The organism is Aeromicrobium massiliense JC14 (genome assembly GCF_000312105.1).
Lineage (GTDB): Bacteria > Actinomycetota > Actinomycetes > Propionibacteriales > Nocardioidaceae > Aeromicrobium > Aeromicrobium massiliense.
The window spans coordinates 1099502-1118791 of the sequence record NZ_HE978637.1 but is presented as its reverse complement, the minus strand read 5'-3'; the positions used below and the strand labels follow the sequence as shown (position 1 = coordinate 1118791).

Annotated in this window: 21 protein-coding genes and 1 rRNA gene; all 22 read left to right on the top strand. The window is 73.6% G+C overall.

Annotated elements, in window-relative coordinates; genetic code table 11:
* The first annotated feature begins 56 nt into the window (after positions 1–56).
* The 22 genes from rrf to der all read left to right on the top strand — a co-directional run bounded on the left by rrf (position 57) and on the right by der (position 19260).
* Positions 57–173, top strand: a 5S ribosomal RNA gene (gene rrf / locus HGAM_RS12725).
* 94 nt (positions 174–267) lie between these two features.
* On the top strand, positions 268–1287 hold the full coding sequence (locus HGAM_RS12720; RefSeq protein ID WP_019145885.1) for a tetratricopeptide repeat protein: 1020 nt from the start codon (positions 268–270) through the stop codon (positions 1285–1287).
* 66 nt (positions 1288–1353) lie between these two features.
* Entirely contained in the window at positions 1354–1695 is a 342-nt protein-coding gene (locus tag HGAM_RS19255) for a single-stranded DNA-binding protein (RefSeq protein ID WP_019145884.1), read from the top strand.
* A complete protein-coding gene (locus HGAM_RS19250) occupies positions 1692–2690 on the top strand; it encodes an HAD-IIA family hydrolase (RefSeq protein ID WP_019145883.1) in 999 nt (332 codons plus the stop codon). The genes HGAM_RS19255 and HGAM_RS19250 overlap by 4 nt, the downstream gene beginning before the upstream one ends.
* Complete coding sequence (locus tag HGAM_RS20415; protein ID WP_019145882.1) at positions 2687–2842, top strand: hypothetical protein; 156 nt, start codon at positions 2687–2689, stop codon at positions 2840–2842. The genes HGAM_RS19250 and HGAM_RS20415 overlap by 4 nt, the downstream gene beginning before the upstream one ends.
* 25 nt (positions 2843–2867) lie before the next feature.
* Positions 2868–3683 (top strand): TlyA family RNA methyltransferase, encoded by an 816-nt coding sequence (locus HGAM_RS12700; RefSeq protein ID WP_019145881.1) that lies wholly within the window; start codon positions 2868–2870, stop codon positions 3681–3683.
* A complete protein-coding gene (locus tag HGAM_RS12695) occupies positions 3680–4591 on the top strand; it encodes an NAD kinase (protein WP_019145880.1) in 912 nt (303 codons plus the stop codon). Before HGAM_RS12700 ends, HGAM_RS12695 begins: the two co-directional genes overlap by 4 nt.
* Entirely contained in the window at positions 4591–6270 is a 1680-nt protein-coding gene (gene recN / locus HGAM_RS12690) for a DNA repair protein RecN (RefSeq protein ID WP_019145879.1), read from the top strand. The genes HGAM_RS12695 and recN overlap by 1 nt, the downstream gene beginning before the upstream one ends.
* A 57-nt stretch (positions 6271–6327) precedes the next feature.
* Positions 6328–7680 (top strand): putative cytokinetic ring protein SteA, encoded by a 1353-nt coding sequence (gene steA, locus HGAM_RS12685; RefSeq protein WP_019145878.1) that lies wholly within the window; start codon positions 6328–6330, stop codon positions 7678–7680.
* Positions 7677–8552 carry a copper transporter gene (locus tag HGAM_RS12680; protein ID WP_019145877.1) on the top strand — a complete coding sequence of 292 codons (876 nt, stop codon included), beginning with the start codon at positions 7677–7679 and terminating at the stop codon, positions 8550–8552. The genes steA and HGAM_RS12680 overlap by 4 nt, the downstream gene beginning before the upstream one ends.
* Positions 8553–8669: 117 nt before the next feature.
* Positions 8670–10346 carry a CTP synthase gene (locus HGAM_RS12675; RefSeq protein ID WP_019145876.1) on the top strand — a complete coding sequence of 559 codons (1677 nt, stop codon included), beginning with the start codon at positions 8670–8672 and terminating at the stop codon, positions 10344–10346.
* Positions 10343–10969 (top strand): NUDIX domain-containing protein, encoded by a 627-nt coding sequence (locus HGAM_RS12670; protein ID WP_019145875.1) that lies wholly within the window; start codon positions 10343–10345, stop codon positions 10967–10969. The genes HGAM_RS12675 and HGAM_RS12670 overlap by 4 nt, the downstream gene beginning before the upstream one ends.
* A complete protein-coding gene (gene xerD / locus HGAM_RS12665; RefSeq protein ID WP_019145874.1) occupies positions 10966–11889 on the top strand; it encodes a site-specific tyrosine recombinase XerD in 924 nt (307 codons plus the stop codon). Before HGAM_RS12670 ends, xerD begins: the two co-directional genes overlap by 4 nt.
* A 46-nt stretch (positions 11890–11935) precedes the next feature.
* Positions 11936–12781 (top strand): ParA family protein, encoded by an 846-nt coding sequence (locus HGAM_RS12660; RefSeq protein ID WP_019145873.1) that lies wholly within the window; start codon positions 11936–11938, stop codon positions 12779–12781.
* Complete coding sequence (locus tag HGAM_RS12655; protein ID WP_019145872.1) at positions 12766–13101, top strand: hypothetical protein; 336 nt, start codon at positions 12766–12768, stop codon at positions 13099–13101. Before HGAM_RS12660 ends, HGAM_RS12655 begins: the two co-directional genes overlap by 16 nt.
* Complete coding sequence (locus tag HGAM_RS19245) at positions 13098–14000, top strand: segregation and condensation protein A (RefSeq protein ID WP_019145871.1); 903 nt, start codon at positions 13098–13100, stop codon at positions 13998–14000. Before HGAM_RS12655 ends, HGAM_RS19245 begins: the two co-directional genes overlap by 4 nt.
* Positions 13997–14701: an SMC-Scp complex subunit ScpB gene (scpB, locus tag HGAM_RS19240; RefSeq protein ID WP_019145870.1), complete on the top strand. Its 705-nt coding sequence runs from the start codon at positions 13997–13999 to the stop codon at positions 14699–14701. The genes HGAM_RS19245 and scpB overlap by 4 nt, the downstream gene beginning before the upstream one ends.
* On the top strand, positions 14698–15441 hold the full coding sequence (locus HGAM_RS12640; protein WP_019145869.1) for a pseudouridine synthase: 744 nt from the start codon (positions 14698–14700) through the stop codon (positions 15439–15441). Before scpB ends, HGAM_RS12640 begins: the two co-directional genes overlap by 4 nt.
* A 76-nt stretch (positions 15442–15517) precedes the next feature.
* The gene (locus HGAM_RS12635; protein WP_019145868.1) at positions 15518–16585 is read left to right on the top strand and encodes a prephenate dehydrogenase; all 1068 of its coding nucleotides are present in this window, start codon (positions 15518–15520) and stop codon (positions 16583–16585) included.
* An 11-nt stretch (positions 16586–16596) separates the two neighbouring features.
* Entirely contained in the window at positions 16597–17244 is a 648-nt protein-coding gene (gene cmk / locus HGAM_RS12630; protein WP_019145867.1) for a (d)CMP kinase, read from the top strand.
* A complete protein-coding gene (locus tag HGAM_RS19235) occupies positions 17244–17945 on the top strand; it encodes a lysophospholipid acyltransferase family protein (RefSeq protein ID WP_019145866.1) in 702 nt (233 codons plus the stop codon). The genes cmk and HGAM_RS19235 overlap by 1 nt, the downstream gene beginning before the upstream one ends.
* Positions 17938–19260 carry a ribosome biogenesis GTPase Der gene (gene der / locus HGAM_RS12620; protein WP_019145865.1) on the top strand — a complete coding sequence of 441 codons (1323 nt, stop codon included), beginning with the start codon at positions 17938–17940 and terminating at the stop codon, positions 19258–19260. The genes HGAM_RS19235 and der overlap by 8 nt, the downstream gene beginning before the upstream one ends.
* Positions 19261–19290: the final 30 nt, after the last annotated feature.

Genomic DNA, 19290 nt, shown 5'->3' with positions numbered 1-19290 from the left:
CGCCCCCCCCTGGGGCCGGTGTGGGATGGTGACTGGTTTTGATATCTCCATAGAGTTTCGGCGACCATGGCGAGAGGGAAACACCCGGTAACATTCCGAACCCGGAAGTTAAGCCTCTCAGCGCCGATGGTACTGCCCCCGGGAGGGGGTGGGAGAGTAGGACGTCGCCGGACAACCTTTAGAGCGCGAGGCCGCCCCCACACCAGGGGGCGGCCTCGCAGCCATTTACGCTGAACTTCACGAACTCGAGAACGAAGGACCTGACTCATGGCTGACGGACGCACCCCTCGCGGTGGCAGCTCGGGCGGACCGCGCCGCAACGGCAAGCCCGGTGGCGGCAAGCCCGGATCGGGCGGCGGCAAGCCGAGCGGCGGCCGCCCCAGCAGTGGCGGACGTCCCGCCGGCGGAGGCCGTTCGGGTGACGGCAAGCCTCGTCGCGACGGCGCTCCCGCGGGCCGTGGCGGCTCCGGCGGATCGGGACGTGGCCGCGACGACCGTCGTGACGACCGTCGTGGAGGACCCGCGTCGCGCGACGGACGTCCGCCGCAGCGCGGTGGCCGCCCCGACCGCGGTCGCGACCGCGAGGACCGCAGCACCGACCAGAAGGTGTACGACGGCCCGCCGATCCCCGAGGACGTCACCGCGGCCGAGCTGGACAAGCACGCGATGCGTGCGCTCCAGGGACTGCCCGAGAAGCTCGCCGACCGCGTCGCCCGTCACCTGGTGATGGCCGGACTGCTGGTCGACGAGGACCCGGAGACGGCCTATCAGCACGCGCTGGCCGCGCGGGCTCGCGCGCAGCGTGTGGCTCTCGTGCGTGAGGCCGTGGGCGAGGTCGCCTACGCCGCCGGCAAGTTCTCCGAGGCGCTCGGCGAGTTCCGTGCCGCGAAGCGCATGAACGGCCAGCTGTACTACACGCCGATGATGGCCGACTGCGAGCGCGCCCTCGGCCGCCCGGAGAAGGCGGTCAAGATGGACGCGCCCGAGGTCCGCAAGCAGCTGGACGAGGCGGGCTCGGTTGAGCTCGCGATCGTCGTGGCCGGTGCCCGTCGCGACATGGGACAGCCGGAGGCCGCGCTGCGCGTGCTCGAGGTCGAGCCGCTCAGCAGCCGCTCGCGGTCGACCTGGGTGGCGCGCCTGCGGTACGCCTACGCCGACACCCTGCTGGCGCTGGGCCGCACCGAGGACGCCATCGAGTGGTTCCACCGCACGGTCGCGGTCGACGGCAACAAGGAGACCGACGCCGAGGAGCGTCTGGCCGCGTTGTCCACCGACAAGGACGACTGACCGGTCCGTCCACAGGCGATCGGCGGCGGCGAAGGAGCCGTCGGCCCGGCCGACGAGGGTGACGGCATGGACACCAACACCGTCACTCTCGTCGGCCGCCTCAGTGCGGCACCCTCCGCCCTCACGCTCCCGAGCGGGGACGAGCTGGTCTCGTTCCGGCTCGTCGTGCCGCGTTCTTCCGCAGCTCGACGGCGCTCCAAGCAGACCGTCGACACGTTCGAGTGCAGCGTCTGGCCGGCGAAGCTCCGCCGCCGCGTCCTGAAGCTGGAGCCCGGAGCCACCCTGCGCGTCAGCGGCGAGCTGCGCCGCCGGTTCAGCCGGTCGGGCGGCGCCCCGGCGAGCTGGGTCAGCGTCGATGCGGCGCTCGTCGAGCCGGTCGCCGACCCGTCGGTACGATCGAGCGCGTGACGTTGTCCAGCTGCCCGGTGCCGCTCGTCGAGCAGCACGACCTCGTGATGCTCGACCTCGACGGCGTGGTCTACCGCGGGGCCGAACCTGTCCCTCATGCCGTCGCGGCGCTCGAGCAGGCTCGCTCCGGAGGCACCCGGCTGGCCTACGTCACGAACAACGCGTCGCGCACCGCAGCGACCGCCGCGGAGCACCTGACCGACCTCGGCGTGCCCGAGGTGGGACCGGCCGACGTCGTGACCGCCGCCCAGGCCGTCGTCGACCTCATGGCCGCCGACCTGCCGCACGGTGCCCGCGTGCTCGTCGTCGGCGGACCGGGCCTCCTCGAGCCGCTCGCCGAGGCGGGCCTGCAGGCGGTGCGTTCGGCCGACGACGACCCCGTCGCGGTCGTCCAGGGCTTCCATCCCGACGTCGCCTGGCGCGACCTGGCCGAGGCCACGTACGCGGTCACCGCCGGCGCCCGGTTCTACGCGAGCAACCTCGACCTCACCGTCCCGACCGCTCGGGGCGTGGCGCCGGGCAACGGGTCGCTCGTCGGCCTGGTCAGCACCGTCACCGGCGTCGACCCGACCGTGGCGGGCAAGCCCGAGCCGCCGTTGCTGCGCTCGACCATCGCGCGGTGCGAGGGCTCGACGCCGCTCATGGTCGGCGACCGGCTCGACACCGACATCCTCGGCGCGGCCAACGTGGGCGTGCCGAGCCTGGCCGTCCTCACCGGGCTCAGCGACCCGCAGATGCTCGCCGATGCCGAGGGTGTCCTGCGGCCGTCGTTCGTCGCGCCCGACCTGCGCGGGCTGCTCGTCCCGCACCCCGAGGTGACGATCGACGGCGACCTGGCTCGCTGCGGCTCGGCCGAGGCGCGGCTCGACGGCGACCGGGTGCAGGTGCGTGGCGACGACGAGCTGCACCGGCTGCGCGCCGCGGTGGCCCTGGCTTGGGCGTGTCGCGACGGTTCCGGTCGACGCGTGCGCCTCGATGGGATGATGGCGCCATGAGTGCTGACCACGAGACCGGGCTCGCGCGCCTGGACGCCGCCGTGCGTGGCCTGGACGCGCTCGACGAGCGTCCGGTCGACCAGCACCCGCCGATCTTCGACGAGATCCACCACGCCATGCGCGAGGTCCTGGCCGGCGCGCACGACGCATGAGCGTCCGTCTTCCCGGAGCCCGCGCGTGAGCCGCCGGCTGCGGCTGGACGCCGAGCTGGTGCGGCGTGGGCTGGCCCGCTCCCGCGAGCACGCCAGCACGCTGGTCGAGCAGGGGCTGGTGAGCGTCGGGGGAGCGGTCGCCACGAAGCCGGCCACCGGCGTCACCACCGACCAGGCGATCGTCGTCCGCGAGGACACCGGCCCGAGCTGGGCGTCGCGCGGTGCCTACAAGCTGCTCGGCGCGCTCGAGGTGTTCGAGCCGCTGGGCCTCGACGTGTCCGGGTGCCGCGCGCTGGACGCCGGTGCGTCCACCGGTGGGTTCACCGACGTGCTGCTGAGCAAGGGCGTGGAGTCGGTGCACGCCGTCGACGTCGGCTACGGCCAGCTGGTCTGGGCGCTGCAGAACGACCCGCGCGTCCACGTGCACGACCGCACCAACGTCCGCACGCTGGAGCCCGACGTGCTGGGCGGCCAGGTCGACCTGGTGGTCTCGGACCTGTCGTTCATCTCGCTCACCATCGTCATGCCGGCCCTCACACGGTGCTGTCGTCCCGAGGGCGACGTGGTGCTGATGATCAAGCCGCAGTTCGAGGTGGGCAAGGAGAACCTGGGCAAGAAGGGCGTCGTGCGCGACCCCGTGCTGCACGCCCAGGCCGTCCAGCGGGTGTGCGAGTCCGCCTTCGAGCTGGGTTGGGGCACGCGTCACCTGGCGCCGAGCCCGCTGCCCGGCCCCGCGGGCAACGTCGAGTACTTCTGCTGGCTGCGCACCGACGCGGGCCGGCCCACCTACGAGCAGGCCGAGCGCGTCGTCGCCGACGGCCCGCTGAAGGAGCGCGCATGACCGACCGCAGCATCCTGCTGGTGGTGCACGCCGGGCGCGAGGACGCGCGTCGCGTGGCCAGCGACTTCGCCGCCGACCTGTGCGAGGCCGGCATCACCGTCCGTCTCGTCGAGCCGGACGCCCGCGACCTGGACATCCCCAAGGCCGTCGTCGTGCCCGAGGGGCACGAGGCGGCCGAGGGCTGCGAGCTGGCCGTCGTCCTGGGCGGCGACGGCACGATCCTGCGTGCCGCCGAGCTGTGCCACGGCGTCGGCACCCCGGTGCTGGGCGTGAACCTCGGCCACGTCGGGTTCCTGGCCGAGGCCGACGTCGAGGAGGTGCACGCGGTGACGCAGCGCGTCATCGCCCGTGACTACGCGGTCGAGGAGCGTCTGACCGTCGAGGTCGAGGTGGAGGTCGACGGCCAGGTCGTGGCCCGCAACTGGGCGCTCAACGAGGCGACGGTCGAGAAGGCCTCGCGCGAGCGCATGCTCGAGCTGGTGGTCGCGATCGACGACCAGCCGGTCTCGCGGTGGGGGTGCGACGGCGTCGTCTGCGCGACGCCCACCGGCTCGACCGCCTACAACTTCAGCGCCGGCGGCCCGGTGGTGTGGCCGCAGGTCGAGGCGCTGCTCATGGTGCCGATCAGCGCGCACGCGCTGTTCGCCCGCCCGCTCGTCGTCTCGCCGGACTCGGTGCTCGCGATCGAGATCGTCGGCACCGCAGCCACCGGCGTGCTCTGGTGCGACGGCCGGCGCGCGGCCGAGCTCCCGCCGGGAGCGCGGGTCGTGGTGCGCCGCGGGAGCCAGCCCGTGCGCCTGGCCCGGCTGCGGCACGCCAGCTTCGCCGAGCGGCTGGTCCGCAAGTTCGACCTGCCGGTCGCCGGCTGGCGCGGTGCGGCAGAGCAGCGCCGGGGAGGGAGTGACTGATGTGGCAGCACATCCGCCTGTCGTCGCTCGGCGTCATCGACGAGGCTGAGCTCGAGCTGGGCGAGGGCTTCACCGTCATCACCGGTGAGACCGGTGCCGGCAAGACCATGGTCGTCACGGCGCTCGGCCTGCTCCGTGGTGCCCGGGCCGACTCCGGTCTCGTGCGCCACGGCAGCGGCCAGGCCCGCGTCGAGGCCACCGTCGAGCTGCCGGACGGGTCCGCTCTCGGCGAGCAGGTCGAGGAGGCCGGCGGGTCAGTCGACGACGGCACGATCGTGCTCGGTCGCGTGCTCTCGGCCCAGGGCCGCTCGCGTGCCTACGTCGGGGGAGCGGCCGCCCCGGCCGCGCTGCTGACCACCGTCACCGACGAGCTCGTCGCCGTCCACGGCCAGTCCGACCAGCACCGGCTTCTCCAGGCGGCCGAGCAGCGCGCCGCGCTCGACGGCTTCGCCGGCGCACCGCTGAGCACGCTGCTGGACGAGTACCGCCCGGTGCACGCCCGTCTGCTCGAGGTCAGCCAGCGGCTCACCCGCATCCGCGAGGACGCCCAGGCTCGGGCGCGTGAGCTCGACCTGCGCCGGTTCGGCCTGGCCGAGATCGACGCCGTCGAGCCGCAGGCCGACGAGGACGAGCAGCTCCAGGCCGAGGAGAACCGGCTGGCGCACGCCGAGTCGCTCGTGCGCGCGGCGCTCACCGCGCACGAGGGGCTCGTCGGCGAGCCGGATGGGGGAGCCCGGGCGTTCGTCGCCGGGGCCCAGGCGGCGCTCGACGAGGCGTCCGGCCAGGACCCGGCGCTCGACGCGCTCACCGGACGGCTGCGCGAGGTGGCCATCGAGCTCGACGACCTCGGGCTCGAGCTGAGCTCGTACGCCTCGTCGGTCGAGATGGACCCGGCCCGGCTGGCCACGGTGCAGGAGCGACGCGCCGCGATCATCGCCCTGCTGCGCAAGTACGGCCCCACGCTCGCCGACGTGCTGGCCTGGCGCGAGGAGTCCGCCGCCGCCGTCGAGGAGCTCGACGACGAGCGCGTCGTCGGCCGGCTCGAGACCGAGCAGCGCGAGCTGGAGAAGCAGGCGCGCGAGCTCGCCGCCCGCATGACCGCCGTGCGCGAGCAGGCCGGCGTCGAGCTGGCCGCGCGCGTGCAGGACGAGCTGTCCGCGCTGGCCATGCCGCACGCCCGCCTGACGGTGCAGGTGCGCCCGCGCGCGGACGGGCGGCTCGGCACCACCGGCGCCGACCAGGTCGAGATGCTGTTCGCCGCCAACAACGGTGCCGAGCCCCGTCCGCTCCACCGCGGCGCCAGCGGCGGCGAGCTCTCGCGGCTCATGCTCGCGCTGGAGGTCGTGCTGGTCGACGCCCGCGACGTGCCCACGCTGGTCTTCGACGAGGTCGACGCCGGCATCGGCGGACGCGCCGCGGTCGAGGTCGGTCGCCGGCTGGCCCGGCTCGCCCGCCGCTCGCAGGTGCTGGCCGTGACCCACCTGCCGCAGGTGGCGGCGTTCGCCGACCACCACTTCCACGTGCAGAAGGACGACGACGGCGTCGTCACCCGCAGCGCGGTCGTGGTGCTGCAGGGCGACCAGCGGGTCGACGAGCTGGCGCGGATGCTCGCCGGGCAGGACGACTCGGCCGCGGCCCAGGCGCACGCCCGCGAGCTGCTCGACCTGGCGCGCGAGTAGCGGACACGCCCGGCGCAAGCCCCGGGATCACGGGGTCTGCGTGCGACGATGGCGGGGATGAAGATCCGCCACCGCAAGTCCGACGACGTCCCGGCCACGGCCGACGACGACCTCACCGTGACTGCCGACGAGACCCGCGACGAGCCTGCTTCCCCGGCCGACGCCGCCACCGACGAGACGGTCGGCGACGTCCCCACGGCCGAGGCGGCCCGTCCCACGCCGACCATCGCGTCGACCCCGCCGAGGGTGCGTGAGCCCGAGCCGTCCGAGGCCGACCGCGGTGTCACCGGCACGGTCCGGCTCGAGCGCGACCACCGTGTGCTCAGCGACAAGGTGGGTCCCGGCGACGTCGTCGTCATCGAGCACCCCGACCTGGACCGCCGCCGCGCGGAGGACCTCGTCGACCGCGGTGTCGCCGTCGTCGTGAACGTGGCGCCCTCGGTCTCCGAGCACCTGCCGAACAACGGCCCACTCGTCCTGGCCCGCGCCGGCGTCGTGCTGGTCGACGCGGTCGGACCCGACGGCTGGAACCTCAAGAACGGCGACACCGTGCGCGTCGTCGACGGCGTCGTGCACAAGGGCAGCAAGCAGGTCGCCTCCGGCACGGTGCTCCACGTCGAGGACCTGCGCGAGCGCCACGGCGCGGCCGAGCAGGCGCTGCGCACCCAGCTCTCGGCGCTCTCGGCCAACGCCGCCGACCACCTGCAGCGCGAGCACGAGCTGCTGCTCGACGGCTCCGCGATCCCGTACCTGGACCTGTCGCGCCGCGGCCGCCCGTACCTCGTGGTGAGCCGCGCGCACGACTGGTCCGACGACCTGGACGGGCTGCGCCGCTACATCCGTTCCTACCGCCCGGTGCTCGTCGGCGCCGGTGCCGGTGCGGACGCCCTGCTCGAGGCCGGGCACACGCCCGAGGTCGTCGTCGGCCCGCTCGACGAGCTGTCCGACCGCGCGCTGACCTCGGCCCAGGAGGTCGTGGTCACCACGTCCACCGCGGCGCTGCCGCCGCTGGACCGGCTCGAGCGGCTCGCGGTCGACGCGACCCTGTTCCCCGGCGTCGGCTCCAGCGAGGACCTCGCGATCCTGCTGGCCGACACCAACGAGGCGAGCCTCGTCGTCGTCGCCGGGGCCGCGCCCGACCTGCGCGCCGTCCTCGAGCCCGGCCCCAGCGAGGCCGCCACGACGCTGCTCTCGCGCGTCCGCGCCGGCTCGCGCGTCGTGGACGCCAAGGCGCTCGGCGCCTTCTACCGCCAGCGCGTGAGCTCGTGGCCGCTGGTGCTCCTGGTCGTCGTCGCGGTCGTCGCCGTCGCGGCGGCCATCGCGACCACCCCGGTCGGACAGGACTGGTACGAGGCCCTCGGTGACTGGATCGGGGCGCGCGCCGACGACGTGCGGGGGTGGTTCGCATGAGCCGCCTGCGCACCGCCGTCGTGGGCGGGTCCCTCGCCGCGGTCGGCCTGGGTGCCGGCATCGCGCTCGGCGTCGGCCCGCTGGACGAGGTCGACACCGTCCGTCCGGCGTCCCAGACCGACACGAAGGACAAGCCCGCTCCCGACACCGACCCCGTCGAGTCGGCGTTCGTCGGCGAGGCGGGCACCAAGCTCGTGGCCGGGACGCTCGAGGGCCGCTCGGCGCTCGTCGTCACCCTGCCCGGTGCCGCCAAGGGCGACACCGACCGGCTCGCCGACGCGCTCCGCGCGGCCGGCGCCACCTTCGCCGGCAGCATCGGCTTCACCGAGCGGCTGCTCGACCCCGCCGAGCGGCAGTACGCCGAGAGCGTCGCCGAGGAGGCGGCCAAGGACGTCAAGGACGTCCCGGCGTCCGACGAGGTCTACACGCGCGTCGGCGCCGTGCTGGCCCGCGCCTACGCCGGCACCGGCGCCGCCGACGCGCCCGCGAGCACGATCCGCACCGTCATCACCACCGCCGGACTGGTCGACCAGGTGCAGGAGCCCGAGACCCGGGCCGACCTCGTCATCCTGGTCGGCGGGCCGCAGCGGGACGCCGACGAGAGCGGCCGGGCCGAGGTGCTCGGCGGGCTGCTCGAGGCCTGGGACACCGCCGCGAAGGGCGTCGTCCTGGCCGCTCCCGAGGCGGCCGGCTTCGACGGGGGACTGCTGCACGAGCTGCGGCGCGCCGGCAAGGCCGAGGGGGTCTCGACGTTCGACGGTCTCGACGCCACCGCCGGCGCGTACGTCACGGTCGAGGTGGCCGCCGGCGAGCTCGAGGGCCGCACCGGCAGCTACGGCACGGGCGACGACGCCTCGGCGGTGCGTCCCTGAGCGTGTCGCTTCCGGCGACGGCCGGGGTGTTGATAGGCTGGAGTCCCGTGGAGGAGACGCAGGCGTGAGCCCGCGACGAGCCCTGATCATCCGCTCATCACGACCACGGGAGTCACCTTGGCAACCAACACGCCCACCAAGCACGTCTTCGTCACGGGCGGCGTTGCCTCGTCCCTCGGCAAGGGCCTGACCGCCTCCAGCCTCGGCCGGCTGCTGAAGTCGCGCGGGCTGCGGGTCACGATGCAGAAGCTCGACCCGTACCTGAACGTCGACCCGGGCACGATGAACCCGTTCCAGCACGGAGAGGTGTTCGTCACCAACGACGGCGCCGAGACCGACCTGGACATCGGTCACTACGAGCGGTTCCTGGACGAGGACCTCGTCGGACGCGCCAACGTCACCACCGGCCAGGTCTACTCCGACGTGATCGCCCGCGAGCGCCGCGGCGACTACCTGGGCGACACCGTGCAGGTCATCCCGCACATCACGAACGAGATCAAGGACCGGATGCTCGCCATGGGCGGCCCGGACGTCGACGTGGTCATCCACGAGATCGGCGGCACGGTCGGCGACATCGAGAGCCAGCCGTTCCTGGAGTCCGCGCGCCAGGTGCGTCACGACGTCGGCCGCGGCAACGCGTTCTTCATCCACGTCTCCCTGGTGCCGTACATCGGCCCGTCCAAGGAGCTCAAGACCAAGCCCACCCAGCACTCGGTGGCCGCGCTGCGCTCGATCGGCATCCAGCCCGACGCCATCGTGTGCCGCTCGGACCGCGCGCTGACCCCCGGCGTCAAGGACAAGATCGCGCTCATGTGCGACGTCGACTCCGAGGCGGTCATCACCTGCGCCGACGCGCCGTCGATCTACGACATCCCGAAGGTGCTGCACGCCGAGGGCCTGGACGCCTACGTCGTCCGCCGCCTCGACCTGCCCTTCCGCGACGTCGACTGGAAGCAGTGGGACGAGCTGCTGCGCCGCGTGCACCAGCCGGCCGAGGAGGTCACGGTCGCGCTCGTCGGCAAGTACATCGACCTGCCCGACGCCTACCTGTCGGTCTCCGAGGCGCTGCGTGCCGGCGGCTTCGCCCACGAGGCCCGCGTGAACCTGCGCTGGGTGCCCTCCGACGAGTGCGCCACCCCGGCCGGCGCCGCCCAGCACCTGGGCGACGTGGACGCGGTCTGCGTGCCCGGCGGCTTCGGCATCCGCGGCATCGAGGGCAAGATCGGCGCCCTCACCTACGCCCGCAAGAACGGCATCCCGACGCTCGGCCTGTGCCTGGGCCTGCAGTGCATGGTCATCGAGTACGCCCGCGTCGAGGCCGGCATCGCCGATGCCAGCTCGACCGAGTTCGACGGCGCCACGACCTCGCCGGTCATCGCCACGATGGCCGAGCAGAAGAGCATCGTCGACGGCGCCGGCGACCTGGGCGGCACGATGCGCCTGGGCCTGTACCCGGCCGACCTGACGCCCGGCAGCATCGTGGCCGAGGCCTACGGCGCCGACCACATCGAGGAGCGTCACCGCCACCGCTTCGAGGTGAACAACGCCTACCGCGACCAGCTGGAGAAGGCCGGTCTGGTGTTCAGCGGCGTGAACCCCGAGCTCGGCCTGGTCGAGTTCGTCGAGCTGCCGCGCGAGGTGCACCCGTACTACGTCGCCACGCAGGCCCACCCCGAGCTGCGCTCGCGCCCGACGCGTCCGCACCCGCTGTTCGCCGGCCTGGTCGGTGCCGCCGTCGCCCGTCAGCGCGAGCTGCTGCTGCCGGTCGAGGCCGACACCGTCGTCGAGGCATGACCGCCCACCCGTCGCTGCCCGGCGAGCTCGTCGACGGCGACACGCTGCGCGACCGGCCCGCGTCCTGGCCGGTGGTCGCCAGTGAGACGGCCTACGAGAGCGGCTACCTGTCGCTGCACCTGGACACCGTCCGGACGCCCGACGGCGACGAGGTCACCCGGGCCGTCGTGCGTCCGCACGGTGCCGTCGGCGTGCTGGCGCTCGACGACGACGGCCGCGTGCTGCTCGTCGAGCAGTACCGGCACGCGGTGCAGGGACGCCTGCTCGAGCTGCCCGCCGGCACGCTGGACGTGGACGGGGAGGCGTCGGTCGACGCGGCCCGGCGCGAGCTGAACGAGGAGGCCGACCTGCTCGCCCAGCACTGGGAGAGCCTGGTCGCGCCGTACGCCACGCCCGGCTACTCCAGCGAGCGCTGGGAGGTCTTCGTCGCCACCGGGCTCACCCCCGTCGCCGAGGCCGACCGGTTCGAGCGCGAGGCCGAGGAGGCCGAGATCCGTCAGCTGTGGGTGCCGCTGGAGCAGGCCGTCGAGGCCGTCCTGGACGGCCGCATCGGTGACTCGATGACGGTGGCGGGGGTGCTGGCCGCGCACGCGCGCGGCCTGGGGCGCACGGACCGTCGGTGAGCACGCTGGCCCGCGCGGTCGCGGACTACCTGAGCCACCTGTCGGTGGAGCGCGGCCTCGCCGCCAACACGATCGCCTCCTACCGGCGTGACCTGAGCCGGTACACCGGCCACCTGGACGCCCAGGGTGTCGACGACCCCACCGACATCACCGAGGCGCACGTGCTGGGCTTCCTGGCCGCCCTGCGCACCGGCGACGAGGACCACGCCGCCCTGGGCCCCGCGAGCACCGCACGGACGATCGTCGGCGTCCGCGGGTTCCACAAGTTCCTGCTGCGCGAGGGCGTCGTGCCCGTCGACGTCACCGCTGCGGTCAAGCCGCCCGCGCCGATCAAGCGGCTGCCCAAGGCGCTGCCGCTGTCGGACGTCGAGGCGATCCTCGAGGCGGCCGGTGCTCCCGGCACCGTGCTCGCGGCGCGCGACCGTGCCCTGCTCGAGGTGCTCTACGGCACGGGGGCGCGCATCTCCGAGGCGGTCGGGCTCGACGTCGACGACCTCGACCTCGAGGACGGCTCGGTGCTGCTGCGCGGCAAGGGCGGCAAGCAGCGCATCGTCCCGCTCGGCTCGTACGCCCTCACGGCGCTCGGCGACTACCTGACCGCGTCGCGTCCGGCGCTGGTGCGGGCCGGTGCCCACACCCCGGCGGTGTTCCTCAACGCGCGCGGCGGTCGCCTGTCGCGGCAGAGCGCATGGGCGGTGCTGAGCCGCGCCGCGCGCGCCGCCGGCGTCACTGCCGAGGTGTCGCCGCACACGCTGCGCCACTCGTTCGCCACCCACCTGCTGGACGGGGGAGCGGACGTCCGCGTCGTGCAGGACCTGCTCGGGCACGCCTCGGTGACGACCACGCAGATCTACACCTTGGTGACCGTCGACCGGCTCCGCGAGGTTTACGCGACGGCTCACCCAAGGGCGCGACGCTGAGTTGTAGAGTGACGCGAAACCTCCGCCCGCGACCCGAAGGACGTGCATGACTCAGGAGCTGGGACCCACCGGGCGGCCGCTGCCGTCGTTCCCGGAGCCCTCGCCTCCGACGCCGGGCAAGGCGACGATCATCGCGATGTGCAACCAGAAGGGTGGCGTCGGCAAGACGACGACGACCATCAACCTGGGTGCCGCGCTGGTCGAGGACGGACGCAAGGTGCTGCTGGTCGACTTCGACCCGCAGGGCTCGATGACCGTCGGCCTGGGCTTCAACGCCCACGAGCTGGACCTGAGCATCTACCACGCGCTCATGGACCGCGACGTGAAGCTCGAGGACGTCCGGCTCAAGACGACCGTGCCGAACCTCGACCTGGTGCCGGCCAACATCGACCTGTCGGCCGCCGAGATGCGCCTGGTCAGCGAGGTCGGCCGCGAGCAGGCGCTGCTGCGCGTGCTGCGCGACGCCCGCGACGAGTACGACGTCATCCTCATCGACTGCCAGCCGTCGCTCGGCCTGCTGACCGTGAACGCCCTGACCGCGTCCGACGGCGTCATCATCCCGCTGGAGTGCGAGTACTTCGCGCTGCGTGGCGTGGCGCTGCTCAAGGAGACGATCGAGAAGGTCCGCGAGCGCACCAACCCGGACCTGGAGATCATCGGCCTGCTCGGCACGATGTACGACGGCCGCACGCTGCACGGCCGCGAGGTGCTGCAGACGCTCGTCCAGGGCTGGGGCGACTCGGTCTTCCACACCGTCATCCGCCGCACCGTGAAGTTCTCCGACTCCACCGTCGCCGGCGAGCCGATCACCGAGTACGCGTCCAAGTCGCCCGGCGCCGACGCCTACCGCCAGCTCGCCCGGGAGGTGCTGGCCCGGTGCCCCGCCGCGTGAGCATGCCGGGTGCCGACGAGCTCTTCCGCCCGACGACGCCCAAGCCACGTGAGGACGCACCGGCCGAGCCCGCACCCGCCCCGGAGCCGGCCACGCCGGCGCGCACCAGCGGCCGGGTCAAGCACGACGAGAAGATGACCGTCTACGTCACCTCCGCGGAGCTGCTGGAGGTGGAGCAGGCGCGCCTGCGGCTGCGCTCGGAGCTGGGCCGCACCGTCGACCGCGGCCGGCTCGTGCGGGCCGCGCTCGCCGTCGCGCTGCGTGACCTGGACGCCCGCGGCCTGGCCAGCGACGTCGCCCGAGAGCTGGACGAGCGATGAGCCCCGCCGGGCCCGCGACGCAGGCGCCCGGTGCCGACGAGACCGCGCCCGCCACCGGGTTCTCGGTCGTCCTGGACTCGTTCGAGGGACCCTTCGACCTGCTGCTGCAGCTCATCTCGCGGCACAAGCTCGACATCACCGAGGTGTCGCTGGCCACGGTGACGAGCGAGTTCATCACCTACATCAAGCAGATGGACGGCGACCTGGAGGAGACGACCCAGTTCCTCGTCGTCGCCGCCACGCTGCTCGACCTCAAGGCCGCGCGGCTGCTGCCGCAGGGCGACGTGGACGACGAGGAGGACCTCGCGCTGCTCGAGGCGCGCGACCTGCTCTTCGCCCGCCTCATGCAGTACCGCGCGTTCAAGCAGGTCGCCGGCGTCATGGCCGAGCGGCTGGCCACGCAGGGCCGCCGCTACCCGCGCTCGGTCGGCCTGGAGCCGCGGTTCGCGTCGCTGCTGCCCGAGGTGCTGCTGACCGTCGGCCCGGACGACCTGGCCCGGCTCGCGGCGCGGGCCATGGAGCCCAAGCAGGCGCCGGTCATCTCGCTGGCCCACCTGCACGCGCCGAGCGTGAGCGTCCGCGAGCAGGCCCACCTGCTCGTCGACCGGCTGCGCCGTGAGCAGCAGACGACGTTCCGGGCGCTCGTCGCCGACGCGCCGGACGTGCTGACGCGGGTGGCGCGCTTCCTGGCCGTCCTGGAGCTGTTCCGCGAGGGCGCGCTGTCGTTCGACCAGGCGACGCCGCTGGGCGACCTGCACCTGCGCTGGACCGGCTCGGACGAGGGCGACATCGACGTCGGCGACGAGTTCGACGTCCCGGCCGGCTCCGAGGTGGAGCCCGGCGACACGTACCCGCTGCCCGAGGACGCCGACGGCGCCCCGACCGGAGAAGAGCGATGAGCGACCCCACCCCCGACACCGTGGCCCCGCCGGCCGAGGCGACCCTGCCGCTGCAGGGCACCGACGAGCTCGAGCTCGGGCTGCTCGACCTGGAGCCCGCCCTGGAGGCGGTGCTCATGGTCGCCGACCAGGCGCTGGACCACCTGACGCTGGCCCAGGCCGTCGGCCACCCGCCGAAGGACGTCGAGCAGGCGCTCGCCCGCCTCGCCGCCGAGTACGACGAGCAGGGCCGCGGCTTCGAGCTGCGCCGCGTCGCCGGCGGCTGGCGGTTCTACACCCGCGAGGCCTTCGCACCGGCCGTCGAGCGGTTCGTGCTGGACGGCCAGCAGGCCCGCCTCACACAGGCCGCGCTGGAGACGATGGCCGTCGTGGCCTACCGCCAGCCGGTCAGCCGCTCGCGGGTCTCGGCGATCCGCGGCGTCAACGTCGACGGCGTCATGCGCACCCTGGTGACCCGCGGCTTCGTCGAGGAGGTCGGCCACGACCCCGAGACCGGCGCGGTGCTGTACGGCACGTCGGCGTACTTCCTGGAGCGCATGGGACTGGACAGCCTCGACGAGCTGCCCGAGCTGGCGCCGTACCTGCCCGAGATGGACGACATGGAGGACGAGCTGAGCGCCATGGCCGCGCCCGCCGCGCCGGCGACCCCCGCCGAGCCGGCCACCGGCCTGGACGAAGCCGCCGAGGGGGAGAAGCAGTGACCGAGGAGAACGAGCCCACGGGCGTCCGGCTGCAGAAGTACCTGGCGCAGTCCGGGGTCGCGAGCCGGCGCAAGTGCGAGGAGCTCATGCTCGAGGGCCGCGTCGAGGTCGACGGCGAGATCGTCACGCTCATGGGCACGCGCATCGACCCGGCCACCGCGATCGTGCGGGTCGACGGCAAGCGGCTGCTGCCGCCCACCGAGCACACGTACCTGGTGATGAACAAGCCGCGCGGCGTCGTGACGACGATGGCCGACGAGCACGGCCGCCCCGACCTGACCGGCCTGCTGAAGGGCCGCGAGGAGCGCCTGTTCCACGTCGGCCGGCTCGACACCGACACGTCCGGCCTGCTGCTGCTGACCAACGACGGCGAGGCCGCGCACCGCCTGGCCCACCCGTCGTTCGAGGTGACCAAGACGTACGTGGCCCTGGTCGAGGGACGCATGAAGGACGCCGCCGGGCGCCGGCTCGTCGACGGCATCGAGCTCGAGGACGGTCCGGCGAAGGCCGACCGCTTCACCGTCCGCGACCGCCAGGACGACCGCACGCTGGTCGAGCTCGACGTGCACATCGGCCGCAACCGGATCGTCCGGCGGATGCTGGACGCCGTCGGCCACCCGGTGCGCGAGCTCACCCGCACCGCCTTCGGGCCGGTGCGCCTGGGACAGCTGCGGCCGGGCGCGACGCGCGACCTGACCGACGAGGAGCGCGGGCAGCTCTTCGATAGCGTGGGTCTGTGAGCGAGCGCAGCGAGAGAACCATCGGGCTCCTCACCGGCGCGCGTCCGTACGGTGCTCTTCTGACGGAGGCTCGCCGGTGAGCCAAGCGATCCCCGAGCCGGTCCTCGTGGTGGGGTGCGGGCTCATCGGCACCTCGGTGGCGCTGGCCCTGCGTGGCCGCGACGTCCAGGTCGTCCTGGAGGACGCGTCCGCGACGCACCTGGAGCAGGCCGTCTCGCTCGGTGCCGGCGTGCCGCTGGACGACTCGGTCGTGCCGGCGCTCGTCGTGGTCGCGGTGCCGCCGGCGGTCGCGCCCGGCGTCGTCATCGACGCCCTGGCTCGCTGGCCCGAGGCGCTGGTCACCGACGTCACGAGCGTGAAGTCGCTCCTGCAGCAGACGCTGGCCGACGTGCCCGGCGCTGAGCGCTACGCGGGCGGCCACCCCATGGCCGGCAGCGAGCGCAGCGGCCCCACCGCAGCCTCGGCCCAGCTGTTCGAGGGCCGGCCGTGGGCGGTCACACCGACCACGCAGACGCTGCCCCAGGCGCTCGACGCCGTGGTCGACCTCGCCCTCAACCTCGGCGCGGTGCCGATCATCATGGAAGCCTCGGCCCACGACCGTGCCGTCGCCGTCGTCTCGCACGTGCCGCAGGTGATGTCGACCCTCACCGCCGCCCGGCTGAACCACGCGCCCGACAACCACCTCGCGCTGTCGGGTCCCGGCCTGCGCGACGTCACCCGCATCGCGGGCAGCGACATGCGGCTGTGGATCGACATCCTGAGCCACAACGCGCGCGACGTGCGGGCCGTGCTCGAGGACGTCCGCGTCGACCTCGACCGCGTGATCAAGGCCCTGGACGCCGCCGACGGCGAGACCCTGAGCGACGTGCTGGAGTCCGGCCGGCAGGGCACCCGGCTCATCCCGGGCAAGCACGGCGACGCGCCGTCGCGTCTGGACGTGGTGCGGGTGCAGGTCGCCGACCGGCCCGGCGAGCTGTCGCGACTCATGACCGATACGGGACAATCAGGGGTCAACATCGAGGACCTCCGGCTCGACCACGACCTCGGACGGCCCGTGGGCCTCGCCGAGATCGCGGTGGCGCCGGGCCTCGGCGACGTCCTGGTCGCTGCGCTCTCCGAGCGCGGCTGGACCGCCTACCGATAGGAAGCTGCTGCATGACCTTGGTGATCGCCCTCGACGGACCCTCCGGGTCCGGCAAGTCCAGCACGTCGCGCGCCGTGGCGGCGCGGCTCGGGCTGGACTACCTCGACACCGGTGCGATGTACCGCGCCGTGACGTGGGCGGTGCTCGAGGCCGGGGCCGACCCGCACGACCCCGCAGCCGTGGCCCGTGTCGCGGCGACGATCAGCATCGAGCCGGGCACCGACCCGCTCAAGCCGGCGATCTCCGTCGACGGCGTGGACGTCAGCGAGCCGATCCGCTCCGACGCGGTCAACGCCGCGGTGAGCCCGGTGGCCACCGTTGCCGACGTCCGCACCCGCATGGTCGGGCTGCAGCGCAGCATCATCGCCGCGTCCGAGGGCATCGTCGTGGAGGGGCGCGACATCGCGTCCACCGTGGCGCCGGACGCGCAGGTGAAGGTGTACCTCGTCGCCGACCCGGCCGCGCGCGCCGCTCGCCGGGCCGCCGAGGAGGGGCACGCCGACGCCGAGGCGACGAAGGCGTCGCTGCTGGCCCGTGACCGCATCGACTCCAGCCGCGAGACGTCCCCGCTGGTGCGGGCCGACGGCGCGGTCGAGGTCGACAGCACGTTCCTGACCCTCGACGAGGTCGTCGACCGCGTCGTCGCCATGGTGCCGTGATGACGGCCACGGGGGAGACGTACCAAGCGCCCGGCCACGCCGGGCTGAAGCTGCTGCGCGCGACGGTCGGACGCTGGCTGGGCTCGCGCTACGACCTGCACCAGCACGGCACCGAGCACGTGCCGGCCGACGGTCCGGTGATCTTCGCGGCGAACCACTCCGGCTGGCTGGACGGTCCGCTGCTCATCGCCTGCACGCCGCGTCCGGCGCACGCGCTGGTCAAGGCCGAGCAGTTCGAGGGCCGCAGCGGCGCGCTGCTGCGCATGGCCGGGCAGATCAGCGTCCGGCGCGACGAGAACGACGCCGCCGCCGTGCGCAAGGCGGTCGCGGCGCTGGAGGCGCAGCACGCGGTGGCGCTGTTCCCCGAGGGCACGCGCGGTGCCGGCGACGTCGCGCACGTCAAGGACGGCATGGCGTACCTGGCGCTGGTGACCGGTGCCCCGGTCGTCCCGGTCGCGCTGTTCGGCACCCGGCTCGAGGGCCAGGCCGGTGACTCGAAGCCGGAGAAGGGCGCCCGCATCGAGCTGTTCTACGGCGCGCCGTTCACCGTCGAGCGACGCCCGTGGCCGCGCGCTCGGGGTGAGGTGCGTACGCTTGCGGGGCGGCTCCAGCAGGAGCTGCGCGTACACGTCGAGAAGTCCGCAGAGGTCAGCGAGGTCGCGCTGCCCGGACCTCTGCCCCCAGGAGACACCCATGTATGACCAACTGCCCGTTCTCGCCGTCATCGGTCGGCCGAACGTCGGCAAGTCCACGCTGGTCAACCGCATCATCGGCCGGCGCGAGGCGGTCGTCGAGGACGTCCCCGGCGTGACCCGTGACCGGGTGGCCTACGAGGCGACCTGGAACGGACGCGAGTTCACCGTCGTCGACACCGGCGGCTGGGACCCCGACGCCCAGGGCATGGCCGAGCTGATCGCCGCCCAGGCCGAGCTGGCCATCGCCGCCGCGGACGCCGTGCTGTTCGTCGTCGACGCGAACGTCGGCATCACCGACGCCGACGAGGCCGTCGTCCGCATCCTGCGCGCGGCCAAGAAGCCCGTGCTGCTCGCCGCCAACAAGGTGGACGACCAGCGGGCCGAGAACGAGTCGTCCTCGCTGTGGGCGCTCGGCCTCGGCCAGCCGTACCCGGTGTCGGCGTTGCACGGCCGCGGCTCGGGCGACCTGCTCGACGCCGTGCTCGACGCGCTGCCCGACGCGCCGCCGGAGGACTTCGACAAGGTCGAGGGCCCGCGCCGTGTCGCGATCGTCGGCAAGCCGAACGTCGGCAAGTCCAGCCTGCTGAACAAGCTGGCGGGGGAGAACCGCGTCGTCGTCTCCGACGTCGCCGGCACCACCGTCGACCCGGTCGACGAGATCGTCGAGCTCGGTGGCCGCGAGTGGCACTTCATCGACACCGCCGGCGTGCGCCGCCGGGTCAAGGAGGCGTCGGGCCACGAGTACTACGCGAGCCTGCGCACCAACACCGCGATCGACCGCGCCGAGGTGGCGGTCATGGTCGTGGACGCGAGCGAGCCGCTGGCCGAGCAGGACCTGCGCATCATCAACACGATCCGCGAGGCCGGACGCGCGCTGGTGCTGGCGTTCAACAAGTGGGACCTGGTCGACGAGGAGCGCCGCTACTACCTGGACCGCGAGATCGAGCGCGACCTCGTGCAGGTGCCGTGGGCGCCGCGCATCAACGTCGCGGCCCGCACCGGCTGGCACGTCGACCGCCTCGTCCGCGCGCTCGACGCGGCGCTGGAGGGCTGGGAGACGCGCGTGCCGACCGGCCAGCTGAACGCGTTCCTGGGCCGCCTGGTCGCCGAGCACCCGCACCCGATCCGCGGCGGCAAGCAGGCGAAGATCATCTACGGCACGCAGGCGTCGACCGCGCCGCCGACGTTCGTGCTGTTCACGCGCGGCAAGCTGGAGGCGTCGTACCTGCGCTTCGTGGAGCGTCGCCTGCGCGAGGAGTTCGGCTTCGTCGGCTCGCCGATCCACATCCAGCAGCGTCCGCGGGAGAGCCGCAAGCGGTAGGGCATCCCGCGTCGAGGACGTCCGGGGGCG